This is a genomic window from Streptomyces sp. 17_S59, from assembly GCF_056930295.1.
Genome location: NZ_JBXOWD010000001.1, coordinates 6,442,627 through 6,455,100 on the forward strand (window position 1 = coordinate 6,442,627; position 12,474 = coordinate 6,455,100).

General features: G+C 74.3%; 12 protein-coding genes. 6 read left to right on the top strand and 6 right to left on the bottom strand.

All coding sequences use genetic code 11. The features are described from left to right. The first annotated feature begins 3 nt into the window (after positions 1-3). Complete coding sequence (locus AC1Z4A_RS29120; RefSeq protein WP_483682847.1) at positions 4-861, top strand: phosphatidylinositol-specific phospholipase C/glycerophosphodiester phosphodiesterase family protein; 858 nt, start codon at positions 4-6, stop codon at positions 859-861. A 205-nt stretch (positions 862-1,066) separates the two neighbouring features. Further along, positions 1,067-1,459 (top strand): hypothetical protein, encoded by a 393-nt coding sequence (locus tag AC1Z4A_RS29125; RefSeq protein ID WP_483682848.1) that lies wholly within the window; start codon positions 1,067-1,069, stop codon positions 1,457-1,459. 21 nt (positions 1,460-1,480) lie between these two features. Here AC1Z4A_RS29125 and AC1Z4A_RS29130 read toward each other — a convergent pair whose 3' ends face one another. Both AC1Z4A_RS29130 and AC1Z4A_RS29135 read right to left on the bottom strand, forming a co-directional pair. Further along, on the bottom strand, positions 1,481-2,749 hold the full coding sequence (locus AC1Z4A_RS29130; RefSeq protein ID WP_483682849.1) for an SWIM zinc finger family protein: 1,269 nt from the start codon (positions 2,747-2,749) through the stop codon (positions 1,481-1,483). After that, positions 2,746-5,637 carry a DEAD/DEAH box helicase gene (locus AC1Z4A_RS29135; protein WP_483682850.1) on the bottom strand — a complete coding sequence of 964 codons (2,892 nt, stop codon included), beginning with the start codon at positions 5,635-5,637 and terminating at the stop codon, positions 2,746-2,748. The genes AC1Z4A_RS29130 and AC1Z4A_RS29135 overlap by 4 nt, the downstream gene beginning before the upstream one ends. A gap of 352 nt (positions 5,638-5,989) precedes the next feature. On the opposite strand from AC1Z4A_RS29135, the gene AC1Z4A_RS29140 reads away from it, so the two are divergent. Beyond that, positions 5,990-6,172, top strand: coding sequence for a hypothetical protein (locus tag AC1Z4A_RS29140; protein WP_483682851.1), 183 nt, complete (start codon positions 5,990-5,992; stop codon positions 6,170-6,172). 18 nt (positions 6,173-6,190) lie between these two features. Here AC1Z4A_RS29140 and AC1Z4A_RS29145 read toward each other — a convergent pair whose 3' ends face one another. From AC1Z4A_RS29145 to AC1Z4A_RS29160, 4 genes are all read right to left on the bottom strand, one after another. Then, on the bottom strand, positions 6,191-7,222 hold the full coding sequence (locus AC1Z4A_RS29145) for a TolB-like translocation protein (protein ID WP_483682852.1): 1,032 nt from the start codon (positions 7,220-7,222) through the stop codon (positions 6,191-6,193). Further along, on the bottom strand, positions 7,219-8,505 hold the full coding sequence (locus tag AC1Z4A_RS29150; protein ID WP_483682853.1) for an MFS transporter: 1,287 nt from the start codon (positions 8,503-8,505) through the stop codon (positions 7,219-7,221). Before AC1Z4A_RS29150 ends, AC1Z4A_RS29145 begins: the two co-directional genes overlap by 4 nt. A gap of 2 nt (positions 8,506-8,507) precedes the next feature. After that, complete coding sequence (locus AC1Z4A_RS29155; protein ID WP_483682854.1) at positions 8,508-9,410, bottom strand: alkaline phosphatase family protein; 903 nt, start codon at positions 9,408-9,410, stop codon at positions 8,508-8,510. Positions 9,411-9,582: 172 nt separating this feature from the next. After that, the gene (locus AC1Z4A_RS29160; protein ID WP_483683768.1) at positions 9,583-9,858 is read right to left on the bottom strand and encodes a hypothetical protein; all 276 of its coding nucleotides are present in this window, start codon (positions 9,856-9,858) and stop codon (positions 9,583-9,585) included. A gap of 124 nt (positions 9,859-9,982) precedes the next feature. On the opposite strand from AC1Z4A_RS29160, the gene AC1Z4A_RS29165 reads away from it, so the two are divergent. From AC1Z4A_RS29165 to AC1Z4A_RS29175, 3 genes are all read left to right on the top strand, one after another. Further along, complete coding sequence (locus AC1Z4A_RS29165) at positions 9,983-10,882, top strand: oxygenase MpaB family protein (RefSeq protein WP_483682855.1); 900 nt, start codon at positions 9,983-9,985, stop codon at positions 10,880-10,882. 161 nt (positions 10,883-11,043) lie between these two features. Next, a complete protein-coding gene (locus tag AC1Z4A_RS29170) occupies positions 11,044-11,460 on the top strand; it encodes a roadblock/LC7 domain-containing protein (protein ID WP_483682856.1) in 417 nt (138 codons plus the stop codon). A 65-nt stretch (positions 11,461-11,525) separates the two neighbouring features. After that, the gene (locus AC1Z4A_RS29175) at positions 11,526-12,467 is read left to right on the top strand and encodes a DUF6397 family protein (RefSeq protein ID WP_483682857.1); all 942 of its coding nucleotides are present in this window, start codon (positions 11,526-11,528) and stop codon (positions 12,465-12,467) included. The last annotated feature ends 7 nt before the right edge of the window (positions 12,468-12,474 follow it).

The window sequence follows — 12,474 nt, forward strand, 5'->3', positions numbered from 1 at the left end:
CCCATGTCCCGCACCCGCCGAGCCGCCGTCATTACCCTCGGAGCAGCGCTTGCCGGGGCCGTCACGCCCCGCGCCCTCGCCGACTCGCCGGACGCCGACGCGACCGGCCGCGGCAAGCCCCCGCTGCGGCACGCCCACGCGCACAACGACTACGAGCACGCCCGCCCGCTCACCGATGCGCTTTCGCACGGCTTCAACAGCGTCGAGGCCGACATCTGGCTCGTCGGGGACCGGCTCCTCGTGGCGCACGACGCCTCGCAGCTCGACCCGCGGCGCACTCTGGAGGCCCTCTACCTCGACCCGCTGCTGCGCCGCGTCAGAGCCAACCACGGCCGCGTCTACCGCGGTTACGACCTCACGCTCCAGCTGCTCATCGACGTCAAGTCGCCGGGCGATCCCACCTACCGCGCGCTCTCCCGGCACCTGCGCCCGTACCACTCCATGCTCAGCTCCTGTACCGCCGGACGGGTGCGCCGGGGAGCGGTGACGGCCGTGGTCTCCGGGGACCGCGGGGCGCGGGGGCCCATGGAGGCGGAGCGGGTGCGGCACGCCTTCTACGACGGCAGGCTCGGCGACCTCGGCGGCGCACCCGCCTCCTTCGCCCCGCTCATCAGCGACAACTGGGGGCAGCACTTCGGCTGGCAGGGCGAGGGACCGATGCCCGAGCGGGAGCGGGCGGAACTCCTGCGGATCGTCGCCGCCGCGCACGCCGAGCGCCGTCAGGTGCGCTTCTGGGCCACGCCCGACCGGCCCGGCCCCGCGCGCGACGCCCTCTGGCGGGAGCTGCTCGCCGCGCAGGTGGACTACCTCAACACGGACGACCTGGCGGGCCTGGAGGCGTTCCTGCGCTCGGGTCGCTGAGCACCCGGTGTGCTCCGGCCCCGCCCCGTTGACCCGCATTCGGGTGATTTCGGCAGTCATCCGTTAAATCGTACGGACAGCGGATCTATCTCCCGGTAACGCCACGCGGATGCCCGGCCGTTGGAATGTCGAGGTCCGGCACGGAAACTGTGGCGGTACCGTCACCGCACCGCCACGGAAGCGCGGGCGCGGGGACGCTGGCCGTATGGCCTCTCCACCGGGAACGCCCGCCGGTCCGCCGTACGGACCGCCCACGGGGCCGCCGATGCCCCCGCCCGGCGGCTTCGGGCCCGCGCAGCCGCCCTGGCTGCCCGATCCGTCGGCCGGCCGGGGCGGCGGGCGGCGGCTCGGCCTGGTCGCCACGGCAGTGGTGGCGGTCGCCGGAGTGGCGCTGGGCGCGGTGCTGGTGACCGGGCACAAGGGGAGCGGCGGGCCGGGGAAGGACGGCGAGCCCGTGGGCGCGAGCAGCACCTCGGCGTCGCCGGCCCTGCCGAGCGGCCTGCCCAGCGCCCTTCCCTCCTGGCTGCCCAGCGCCCTTCCCTCGACCCTCCCCTCACAGCTGCCGAGCGGCCTGCCCAGCGGGATCTTCGGCTTCTAGCGGCCGCCTGCCGACGGACCGTCAGCTGCCGGCGAGCACCATCGCCAGGGCCGTCGCCGGGTCGCGGTCGCAGGGCCCCGCGGGCTGCCAGCGGCCTCCCTCCTTGCGGTAGGGCCACCAGCGACCGTCACGGCCGTAGCGCAGCTGGGCGTCCGTGCCCGGAGCCGTCCAGCGGTTGCCGGCCGCCCGCAGTCGCGGCGCGCTCCCGTCCTCCGCCCATGCGGCGGCGAGCTGACCGCGGGCGAGCGCGAGGGCTTCGGGATCCGGCTCCCACTCCTCCTCGAGCACGGCCAGCGCGGCCGGGCCGCCGTACCCCCACGCCCGCACGGCCCGGGCCAGTGCCGCCCGCCCGTAGCCGCACCCGGCCGCCAGCCGGGCCGCGACCCGGTCCGGCGCCGACACCGCGAGCCGCACCGCGTCCTGACGGACCGTGAGCGGCTCCGGCACGGGCGCCCGCCCGTGCCCCGGCGCCAGGGCCTCGGCCAGCAGCCGGCGGGCCCGCTCGGCCGCGTCCGCGACCAGGAACTCCAGCGCCTCGGCGTCGATTCCGGGTGCGGCTGTCCCGGTGCCGATGAGTACCGGTGGACGGCCCGGCTCCGCCACCGGCGGCGGGGGAGCGGGCAGCGGCGGCACGGAGCCGCGCGCCGCGAACGCCTCGCGCGCGGGCACGCCGTCCGGAGTCGGCCGGGCGGGGGCCTCGGCCCGGGCGGCGCTGCGCGCCTGAAGCTCCTCCAGCAGCTCGCGCTCACCGCGCCCGCGCACGAGCAGCAGCACGAACGGGTCCTCGTCCAGCAGCCGCGCCACCTGATGGCACAGGGCCGTCGTGTGCAGGCAGTGGTCCCATGCCCCGCAGGCGCACTCCGGCTCGAGATCGCCGATGCCTGGCAGCAGGTCCACGCCGACTCCGGCCGCGTCCTCCACGAGGTGTTGCGGCATGTCCCGGTCGAGCAGGGCGGCTATGTGCCCGGAACGGTCGGCCACCAGGTCCAGGAACCGTTCCCAGTCGGCCCCGGACAGCTGCTGGACCATCACGTCGGCGCGCTGCGCCGTGCCGTCCCGGTCGCGTACGAGCGCGGTGATCCGGCCGGGCCGGACCGTCACCGCGCCGACCGCGCCCGCACGGGCGTGACTGCGCCCCGCCTTCACCTGCCTGCCGTCCAGGGCCGTCTCCTCCAGCGCCCTGAGCCACGCCAGGCCCCACGGGCTCCGGGCGAAGCCCTGTCCGGGCGCGGGCGGCAAGGCCTCGAAGGTGCGCTCGTCGCGCCCGTCCGCAGAACTTCCCCAGGTCATCGTGCAGTCCCCCTCAGTGCCACCAGCTCCGCCAGCTCGGCGTCGGTCAGTTCGGTCAGCGCGGCCTCCCCCGTGCCCAGGACGGCGTCGGCCAGTGCCTGCTTGCGCGCGAGCATCTCCGCGATGCGGTCCTCGACGGTGCCTTCGGCGACGAAGCGGTGCACCTGCACCGGCTGGGTCTGGCCGATGCGGTAGGCGCGGTCGGTCGCCTGGGTTTCGACGGCCGGATTCCACCAACGGTCGAAGTGCACGACGTGCCCCGCACGGGTGAGGTTCAGGCCGGTGCCCGCAGCCTTCAGGGACAGCAGGAAGACCGGGACCTCGCCCTCCTGGAAGCGGCGCACCATCTCCTCGCGCCGTGCCACGGGCGTGCCGCCGTGCAGGAGCAGGGCGGGCACCCCGCGCGCGGCCAGGTGCCGCTCCAGGAGCCGGGCCATCCGGACGTACTGGGTGAAGACCAGCATGCTCGCGCCCTCGGCGAGGATCGTGTCCAGCAGCTCGTCCAGCAGCTCGACCTTGCCGGAACGGCCGGGAATCCGCGGGTCGTTCTCCTTGAGGTACTGCGCCGGGTGGTTGCAGATCTGCTTCAGCCCGGTGAGGAGCTTGACGATCAGGCCGCGCCGTTCGAGACCGTCGGCGCCCGCCACCTCGGCGAGGATCTCCCGCACCACGGCCTCGTACAGCACCGTCTGTTCCTCGGTCAGCGCGACTGCGCGGTCCATCTCGGTCTTGGGCGGCAGTTCGGGCGTGATGCCGGGATCGGACTTGCGGCGGCGCAGCAGGAACGGGCGGACGAGCGCCGCGAGGCGCTCGGCGGCCGCCGGATCGGCGCCGCCCTCGACGGCATCCGCGTAGCGGCGGCGGAAGGCGCCGAGCGAGCCGAGGAGGCCGGGCGTGGTCCAGTCGAGGACGGCCCACAGCTCGGACAGGTTGTTCTCGACCGGAGTGCCGGTGAGCGCGACGCGCGCCTTCGCCCCGATGGTGCGCAGAGCCTTGGCGGTCGCCGAGAAGGGGTTCTTCACGTGCTGGGCCTCGTCGGCGACGACCATGCCCCAGCCGGCCTCCGCCAGCCGCGGTGCGTCCAGGCGCATCGTGCCGTACGTGGTGAGGACGAACTCCCCGTCCGCCAGGGCGTCCAGGCTCCGCGAGGTGCCGTGGAAGCGGCGTACCGGGGTGCCCGGGGCGAAACGTTCGATCTCCCGCTGCCAGTTGCCCATGAGCGAGGTGGGGCAGACGACCAGGGTCGGGCCGGCCGCTTCGGGGAGGGTCTGCCGGTGCAGGTGGAGGGCGATGAGGGTGATGGTCTTGCCGAGGCCCATGTCGTCGGCCAGGCAGCCGCCGAGGCCCAGTGAGGTCATGCGGCCCAGCCAGTCCAGGCCGCGCAGCTGGTAGTCGCGCAGGGTGGCGGCGAGTGCGGCGGGCTGGGCCACGGGCTCGCGGGCGGCCGCGGGGTCGGCGATGGCGTCGCGGAGCGCCGCCAGCCAGCCGGTCGCCTGGACCTCGACGGTCTCGTCGGCGCCGTCCCCGGTGCGGGCCCGGCCGGTGAGGGCGGCCTCGAGGGCCTCGACGGGGGTGACCTTGCGGTCCTCCCGCGCCCGGGCCCGGCGCACCGCCTCCGGGTCGACCAGCACCCACTGGTCGCGCAGCCGGACGACCGGGCGGGCGGCCTCCGCGAGCCGGTCCAGCTCGGCCCGGGTCAGCTCCCGGCCGCCCAGGGCGAAGCGCCAGTCGAAGGCGAGCAGGGCATCGGCGGAGAGCAGGGGCGGCAGGCCCGACCGGAGGTCGGGCCCTCGGCCGTCCGCGCCGTCCGGCGGGCCGACGACGGCCCGCGCGGTGAGCGTGCGGGCCAGGTCCTTCGGCCAGTGGACCTCGATGCCCGCGGCGTCGAGGGCGGCGGAGGCCGCGCCGAGCAGTTCGCCGGCCTCCTCGTCGGCGAGGTCAAGGGCGCCGGGGGTGGCCTCCGACAGCAGCGGCGAGAGCGCCGGCCAGGCGTGGGCGGCGCGGCGCAGAGCGAGCAGGGCGTTCATCCGGGCGCCCCGGCCGAGCGAGGCCGCCGCGGGCGAGGCCCCGGACCACACGTCGGCGGCGTCCGCGACGAGCGCCGGGTCGGCGAGGCTGTGCAGCTGGAGCACGGCCCGGAAGCGGGGGCGGGCGTCCTCACCGGTCCCGCCCCCGGCGCCGGTCAGCCCGAGGACCTCGACGCGCAGGGAGAGCCGCACCCCCGCGTCGTGCCCGGCGGCCACGTCCGCGGCCCAGGGGCGCAGTTCGGGGACGCGCCGCGGTTCGGGGGCGGCGAAGGCACGGCCGCCGGCCGCCAGGGCGGCGGCGGGGGAGCGGGGCAGGCCGTCGGCGACGGCGTCGAGGAAGGCGCGGAGCAGCCGCTCCGGCTCCGGGAGCAGCGGCGGTTCGCTGCCCGCGAGCGGGACGGCGCGGGCGGCGGGGGGCATGGCGGCGGCCAGCTCGTGCACGCGGCCGAGGTCGTCGGGGGTGAGCGGGCCCACCCGCCAGGCGTCGTGATCGGTGTCGGTCAGGCCCGGCAACAGCTTGCCCCGGGCGGCCAGTTGCAGGGCGAGCACGGCGGCGGCGCCCCAGAAGGCGGCCGCCTCGTCGGCCCGCGCGGCGCGGGCCCGGGTGAGGGCGGGGAGGGCTTCGCGCACGGGCAGCAGGGTGGCCTGCACGGTCGTGGTGACGACGTCGTCGCCGTCCGGCACGGCCACGGTCAGCTCCTCGACGGCACCCGAGGTGACCGGAGGCGTGCCGTCCGGCAGCCAGAAGGCGATGTGCCCCGTGCGGGCGGGGTCTCCGGGGAGGAAGACGGCCGAGCACTGGGCGAGCCGGAGGATGTCCGAGGGCGTTGCGGCAGGGGGCGGAGTCACAGCGATGTGCATTCCTCAAATTTGACTAGTGGAGCCCGGAGCGGCCGAGGGTACACGACGCGACCGCCGGACGAGGGGGTCCGGAGCGTGAGCCATGTCACGGTGCTCTCGGGCGCATTGCCGCATCTCTCCGCCATCCGGAGGTTTCAGGCCCGCCCGCTCGCCAACGGCCGGAGCCCGAGCAGGCGGCCGGTCCGGGCGTACGCTGAAACCGGACTGGTCGATTCCGGCCGGTAGGCGCTGCGCCACGTGCACCGGAGGGGCGCCCCGCCGCGGACGGCCCGGGCGGCCGGGCACGGCCGCCGGGCGTTGCGAAGGGCACAGCGGCAGGCGTCGCGACAGCCGTCGCGAAGGAGGCACGCACATGACCAACAGGGCGAAGGTGGCCGTCGGCGGCGTGGCCGTGGGCGTGGTCCTGCTGTGGCTGCTGCCCTTCTGGGCGGCACTGCTGGTGATCGTCGGAGTGCCGGTCGGCGCCTACCTGCTGCTGGACCCGTCGCAGCGCAAGCGGCTGCGCCGGGTGTCCCGCAAGGAGCTGGGACGGTAGCGGCGTCCTGCGAGACCCCTAGGTGAAGGCGGGGGCGAGCGCCGCCGCCATCGTCATCCTGGGGCGGCCGGAGCCGTCGGCCGGGACGGTCCACAGGTCGGAGCCGTAGTCGCCGGGCAGCGAGTAGACCAGCGTGTGCCCGTCCTCCCACACCGCCTGGTCGTCGACGTTCCGCCCCTCGGCCGTGGCGGTCTCCCGCTGCGTGCGCAGATCGAGGACGTACAGCCGCCAGGGCGCGTCGGAGGACGCGCCCTGGACGCGCTTCTTGTACGCGATACGCGTCCCGTCGGGGGAGAGGGAGGGGCATTCGACGTTCTCGTGCAGGGTCCGCAGCGTCCGGGCCGCACGGTCGCCGACGACCAGATGGGTCTTTCCGGCGGTGGCCACCGTGGCGTAGAAGCGGTCTCCGTCGGCGAAGGTGACGCCCCAGACGTTGACGTCCGCCGCCCGGTACGGACGGTCGTCCACGAAGAGCCGGTAGTCCTCCAGGTTCCGGTCCGCGGCCCAGGTCCTGGTGTCGACGATCGAGGTGCGGGTGGAGAAGGAGGCAGTCGCGTACGAGTCGCCGCTGACGAAGACCGTCCACGCCACGGAGCGCCCGTCGGGGGAGACCCTGGCGCGCGTCGGAATGCCCGCCAGGTCGAAGCGGCGCAGCTCGCGCAGGTGCGCGTCGAGGACGACCGCGCGATAGCTCTCGCGGAGGCCGCTGTGCGCGGACTGGAGACAGATGCCGGTGCCCCCTGCCGCATGGAAGCGCAGGCAGCGGACCCCGGAGGCGGTGCGCGGGCCGGTGGGGTCGTCCGCGGGGACGGAGGCGATCTCGTCCCGGTGCGGTCCCCAGGCCATGTTGCGGAAGACACCGCGGCCCGGGGCGTTCAGCGTGACCTTTCCGGAGCGTACGGCCGGGCCGTCCGGCCGGGCCCGGTCCTTCTCCGCCGCCCGGTCGGCCGCGTGCAGGACGGCCCCCACGGTGACCCCTGCCAGCAGCAGGACGGCGACGAGCAGCACGAGCAGGCGGCCCTTGCGGTTCGACAGGATTTCGCGGTTCAACGGGTGGGCTCCGGTGTGACGTCGGAGGGCGAGGGGCGCAGCAGCAGCGCGCTGACGGCGGCGGAGACGGCCAGCCCCACGGCGGCCGTGCCGAGGGCGGTGCGGTCCCCCCAGGCCGTCCAGGCGGCGCCGAACGCGATCGAGCAGGCGAAGCGTGCGCCCGCCTGGCCGGTCTGCACCAGCGCCAGACCGCTGCCCCGGAGCGTCTCCGGGACGGCGTCGGCCGTCGCCGCCGCGAGCACGCCGTCCGTGGCGGCGTAGAAGCTTCCGTGCAGGGTGAGCACCAGGCAGGCCAGGGTCGGGGAGTCCCCGACAGGGGCGACGAGCAGCCCGTACGCCCCGAGCAGCGCGAGGTGGCCGCAGAGGAACAGCCGTCGGCGGCCGAACCGGTCGGCGACCGCGCCGAGCGGGACCGCCAGCAGCAGAAATGTGCCCGCGGTGCCCAGCGGCAGCAGCGGGAACCAGGACTCGGCGAGGTCGAGGCGGCGTTGCAGGGTGAGGTAGAGGAAGGAGTCGCTGACGGTGGTCAGCCCCAGCAGCACCGCACAGCCGGTGAGCCGGCGGACCGCCGGCCGGCGCAGCAGGTCCCGTGCGGAGGACCGGCCTCCGGTAGTTCGGGGCGCGGCGTGCGGGCGCGTGCGCCCCGGCACGAACAGCAGGAGGACGAGGACGCCCAGCGCCGCCACGCACCCGCTGGCGGTGAAGACGGCGTCGTACCCTTCGGCGGCGGCCCGCAGGATCAGAAAGGCGAACAGCGGGCCGACCAGCGCTCCTGCGGTGTCCATCGCCCGGTGCACGCCGAACGCCCGCCCGCGGTCGGCCGGTTCGCAGGCGAGCGAGATCATGGCGTCGCGCGGCGCGGTGCGCAGGCCCTTGCCCGTGCGGTCGGCGGCGAGCACCGCACCGATCAGCGGCAGCGAGTGGGCGACGAGCAGCAGTGGCTTGCACAGGGCCGAGAGGCCGTAACCGACGGCGGCCACCGCCTTGTGGCCGCCGGTCCCGCGGTCGGCGAGCTGCCCGCCGACGAGCCGTACGAGCGCGCCGACGCCGTTGTAGACGCCGTCGAGGAGGCCGAAGCCGAGGGGCGAGAGGCCCAGTCCGGCCACGAGGTAGAGCGGCAGGACTGCGCTGACCATCTCCGACGAGACGTCGGTGACGAGGCTGACGGTGCCCAGCGCGAGGACCGTGCCGGGTACGACGGCGGCCCGCCGGCCCGGGACGGGGCCACGGCCGGCGGTGCCGGAGCAGGGGTGCGGGGTGGTGCGGCCGTCCGTGAGGTACACGGTCAGCTGTTCCAGATGCCGGTGATGTCCTTGGCATCGGCGGCGTGCCCGGCGTGCGGGAGGCCGTACATGGTCTCCAGCGTGTGCAGGACGTCGTAGTGGTTGTAGGTGGTGCCGGACGTGGCGCCCGCCTTGACCTGCTGGCCGTAGAGGACGGTCGGTATACGGTTGCCGCTCAGCTTGTTGTCCTCGTCGAAGGTGATGAGGAGCACGCTGTTGTGGGTCCTGGCCCAGTCGGCATAGCCCTTGAGGTTGTTCTTGAGCCAGGTGTCACCGGTGCCCACGGAGCAGTCGTGCATGTCGCTGCACATGTTCGGCACCACGAAGGAGACGGTGGGGAGCTTGGAGTAGTCGCGCGGGAAGGCGGCGAAGGTGTGCGCCGTGCTGGTGGGGACGTTGTCGAAGCCGAACCAGGGGTTGTGCTTCTGGCGGTACTTGCCGCCGTTGCCGCTGCACTCGGTGGATCCCTCGGCGGGCAGCGACTCGTTGTAGCTCGCCCAGGTTCTGCCGCCGCCCATCAGCTCGGAGGCGAGGTTGGGCTCGTCGCTGAAGCCGGGGTCGACGCAGCTGTCGTCGGTGACGCCCTGGGTGTCGCCGGAGAACAGTGCGTAGTAGTTGGGCTGGCTGGGGTGGGTCTCGGCGTACGAGGCAGTCAGGTTGGCGCCGCCCGCGACGAGCGAGTTGACGTACGGGGCGGCGGAGCTGCCGACGACCTGGCCGTAGGCGTGGTTCTCGAAGACCACGACCACGACGTGGTCCGGCGTCGGGACGGTGGGCGCGGCCGCGGAGTCCGAGGCCCAGAGGCCCAGCGAGGTGGCGGCGAGGCCGACGGCCGAGGCGAGGGCGACGAGGTGACGGCGGCGAAGGCGGCGGGAACTGTGCGGGTGACCGGCTGCGGCGGGCACGAGATCCTCCGGACGGTGGGAGAGACGGCGGGGCTCGGGTGCGGTGGCAGCGTAGGAGCGAGCGCAGTGGCATGTACACGACTTTGGTGTGACGGGTTGGCGAACGTCGTCCAAGCGGAGTGCGACGACTTGCCCTCGGCGGGTGAAGGAGCAGGTCGGGGCGGGTGAGGGGTCAGGCCGCGGGGAGGCCGAGCAGGGTGCGGGTCACTGTCTGCGGCGACTGGTCGTGCTCGCGCGCCAGGGCTATGACGGCCCGGCAGGCGAGTTCGTTTATGCCGAAGCTGAGGGCCTCCGGCGAGACCCACCGGGCCGCTTCGGCGCTCCGGTCGGTGTCGTTCTCGGCGCACGCGGCCACGTAGACCGCCGCCGCCTCGAAGAGGTTGTGTCGTCGGTCGCCGGGGTGGCCCGGGGCGACTCGGGGGGCCGTGGCTTGGCGGTCCCCTTCCAGACGTTTGCGGAGTTTGTCGAACACGCGGATCACCTGCCCCGTCGAGCGGCACTTCCTGCGGTCGTTCAAGTGTGCCCGGCGCTCGTAGAGTTGAACCTCCGACGAACGAAGGGGAGACCGCGCAGTGAAGCGTTACGACTGGCTCAGGGAAATCCGGCGGCTCGATCCCGAGCGCGATTTCCTGCGCGTCTACCGGATCACGTCGACTCTCGAGTTCCCCTGGGACATCACGCGCGCACTTGAGCTGGCGCTCTACCGCACGTACGCCGTGCCGAGCATCGGGCGCCTGCTCGGCGGGACCGGGGAGTTCACGGGCCGTCCGCAGAAGCGCTACGACGACACCGCGCTGCTGCTCGACGCGGTGCTCGAGCACGGCTTCGACAGCGAGACCGGGCGGTCGGCGATCCGCCGGATCAACCAGATGCACCACAGCTACGACATCAGCAACGACGACATGCGGTACGTCCTGTGCACCTTCGTGGTGATTCCCGGCAGGTGGATCGACAGCTACGGCTGGCGGCGCCTGTCCGACCATGAACGGCGTGCCATGGCCGCGTACTACCGCACGCTCGGCCGGCACATGGGCATCCAGGATATTCCCGATACTTACGCCGACTTCGAACGCTGCCTCGACGCGTACGAGGATGCCCACTTCGGCTGGACCGAGGAAGGCCGGCGCGTCTCGGACGCCACTCTCGACCTCATGGCCTCCTGGTATCCCAAGCCCCTCGCCCCCCTCCTGCGCGGAACGAGCATGGCCCTGCTGGACGACGCGCTGCTGAACGCGTTCCGCTACGAGCCGCCGCACCCGGCTACCCGTGCCCTGGTCCGCGGCTCCCTCCGCGCCCGCGCCCGGGCCGTCCGGCTGCTACCGCCCCGGCGCACCCCGCACTACGCCCGCCAGAACCCGGAGATCAAGGGCTACCCGAACGGCTACACCGTCACCGGACTCGGCACCTTCCCGAGCCGTGGCGCCACGTGCCCCGTCCTCCACGGACAGCAGGGGGAGTCCGTCGCGGAGTGAGCCGTCCGGCCTTCCCCGGGCACATCCGGAGGCTGTCGTGTCCGCATCGTGTGCCGACTGGCCAACAGGCGTGTGCCGAGGGGCCGGGCGGGTTGCCGGGAGCACCGAGGTGAGCAAGGCTTGCACGGCAGTTCCGGGAATTCGGGGAACGGGGAGGCGGTATGGCCATCGGCAAGGAACTCGAGGGGCTTCTGGACGACCTGACCGAGCGCGTCGGGGAGATACGCCACGCGCTCGTCCTGTCCAACGACGGTCTGGTGACGGGGGCGAGCGCGAATCTGGAACGGGAGGACGCCGAGCACCTGGCGGCGGTCGCGTCGGGGCTGCACAGCCTCGCCCGGGGGACCGGCCGGCAGTTCCGGGCGGGGCGGGTGCGGCAGACCATGGTCGAATTCGACGAGGGCGTCCTGTTCGTGACCGCCGCCGGCGAGGAGAGCTGCCTGTGCGTGCTCGGCGGCGCGGAGGCCGATATCGGCCAGGTCGCCTACGAGATGACCGTGCTGGTCAACGAGGTCGCCGGGCGCCCGGGGGAGGCGCCGGATTCGCCGGAGGCGCCCGGAAGTTATCCACAGGCCTGACGCGGTGTCGTACCCCACCGCTATCTTCGTCACTGTCGGTAATCGAATGGTGGCGGGGGAGTGTCATGGTGGTGGAGCAGTGCCGCACGAGGGGTGCGGCGGAGCAGAGTGTCCCGCTGGTGCGGGCAGCCCGGGAACTGGGGCTGAGGCCGCGCGAGTTCGAGCTGGCCGTGCAGCTGGGGGAAGTGCGGACCGTCGGGTGGGACCCGGCCGGCCGGCGACGGGTCGCGCGCGAGGAGGTCGAGCGGCACCGGAGCGCCGAGGGCTTCCCGGAGTCCCTGCGCGCCCGGTTGTGGGTGGTCGGCACGGCAGAGGGCGCCGACCTGCTCGGCATCAGCCCCGCCCGGTTCACCCGCCTGGCCCGGGGCGGCTGCTTCGCTCCCGTGCGCTTCTACGTCAACCGCTACCGCGCCCTCGTCTGGCACTACCTGGCCGCGGACCTCGTGGAGTTCGCCGACCGCAACCCCGGGATGCTGACGGGCCGGACGCCCGACCCGCTGCGCGAGGCGCTGGAGAGACACCCCGACCGCCGGGCCCGCGGCTGGCGCGCCCGGCGGCTCGATCAGCTGTCGGCCCAGACCGAGGACCCCTGGGAGCGGGCAGCCGTCCAGGCCGCCGTCCTCGGCCCCGAAGACCTGGCCGACGCCGTGCCGGACCCCGCGGAGCGGGCGTACCTGGGCACGCTGCGACCGGCCCTCGCCCCGCTCCGCACGGGCACGGCATCGGCCCAGGAAGTCACTGCCGGGCTGCTGCTGGCGGAGGAGCAGGACGAGATCGACTGGTACCGCCTCTGCCTGACTGTCGCACTGGCGGAGGCCCGGGCCCTCCGGCCCGCGCCGGTGCCGCCGGTCCGGGCGGCGGGAGCCGCTGCCGGGGCCGTTGCCGCAGCCCCAAGTACCGCAGCCCCAAGTGCCGCGGCCTCGGGTGCCGAAGCTCCCGAGGCCGTGCGTCCCCAGTGCCGACGTGGCCTGGCAGTGCTCTGGAGGCGGCTGTGGCACCGGAAGTAGCCGCGGG

Bases quoted from the DNA above. Each gene is read 5' to 3' on its own strand.
- AC1Z4A_RS29140 (WP_483682851.1), top strand. From the start codon at position 5,990: ATGACCAACAGGGCGAAGGTGGCCGTCGGCGGCGTGGCCGTGGGCGTG.
- AC1Z4A_RS29125 (WP_483682848.1), top strand. From the start codon at position 1,067: ATGGCCTCTCCACCGGGAACGCCCGCCGGTCCGCCGTACGGACCGCCC.
- AC1Z4A_RS29170 (WP_483682856.1), top strand. From the start codon at position 11,044: ATGGCCATCGGCAAGGAACTCGAGGGGCTTCTGGACGACCTGACCGAG.
- AC1Z4A_RS29120 (WP_483682847.1), top strand. From the start codon at position 4: ATGTCCCGCACCCGCCGAGCCGCCGTCATTACCCTCGGAGCAGCGCTT.
- AC1Z4A_RS29135 (WP_483682850.1), bottom strand. From the start codon at position 5,637: ATGCACATCGCTGTGACTCCGCCCCCTGCCGCAACGCCCTCGGACATC.
- AC1Z4A_RS29175 (WP_483682857.1), top strand. From the start codon at position 11,526: ATGGTGGTGGAGCAGTGCCGCACGAGGGGTGCGGCGGAGCAGAGTGTC.
- AC1Z4A_RS29130 (WP_483682849.1), bottom strand. From the start codon at position 2,749: ATGACCTGGGGAAGTTCTGCGGACGGGCGCGACGAGCGCACCTTCGAG.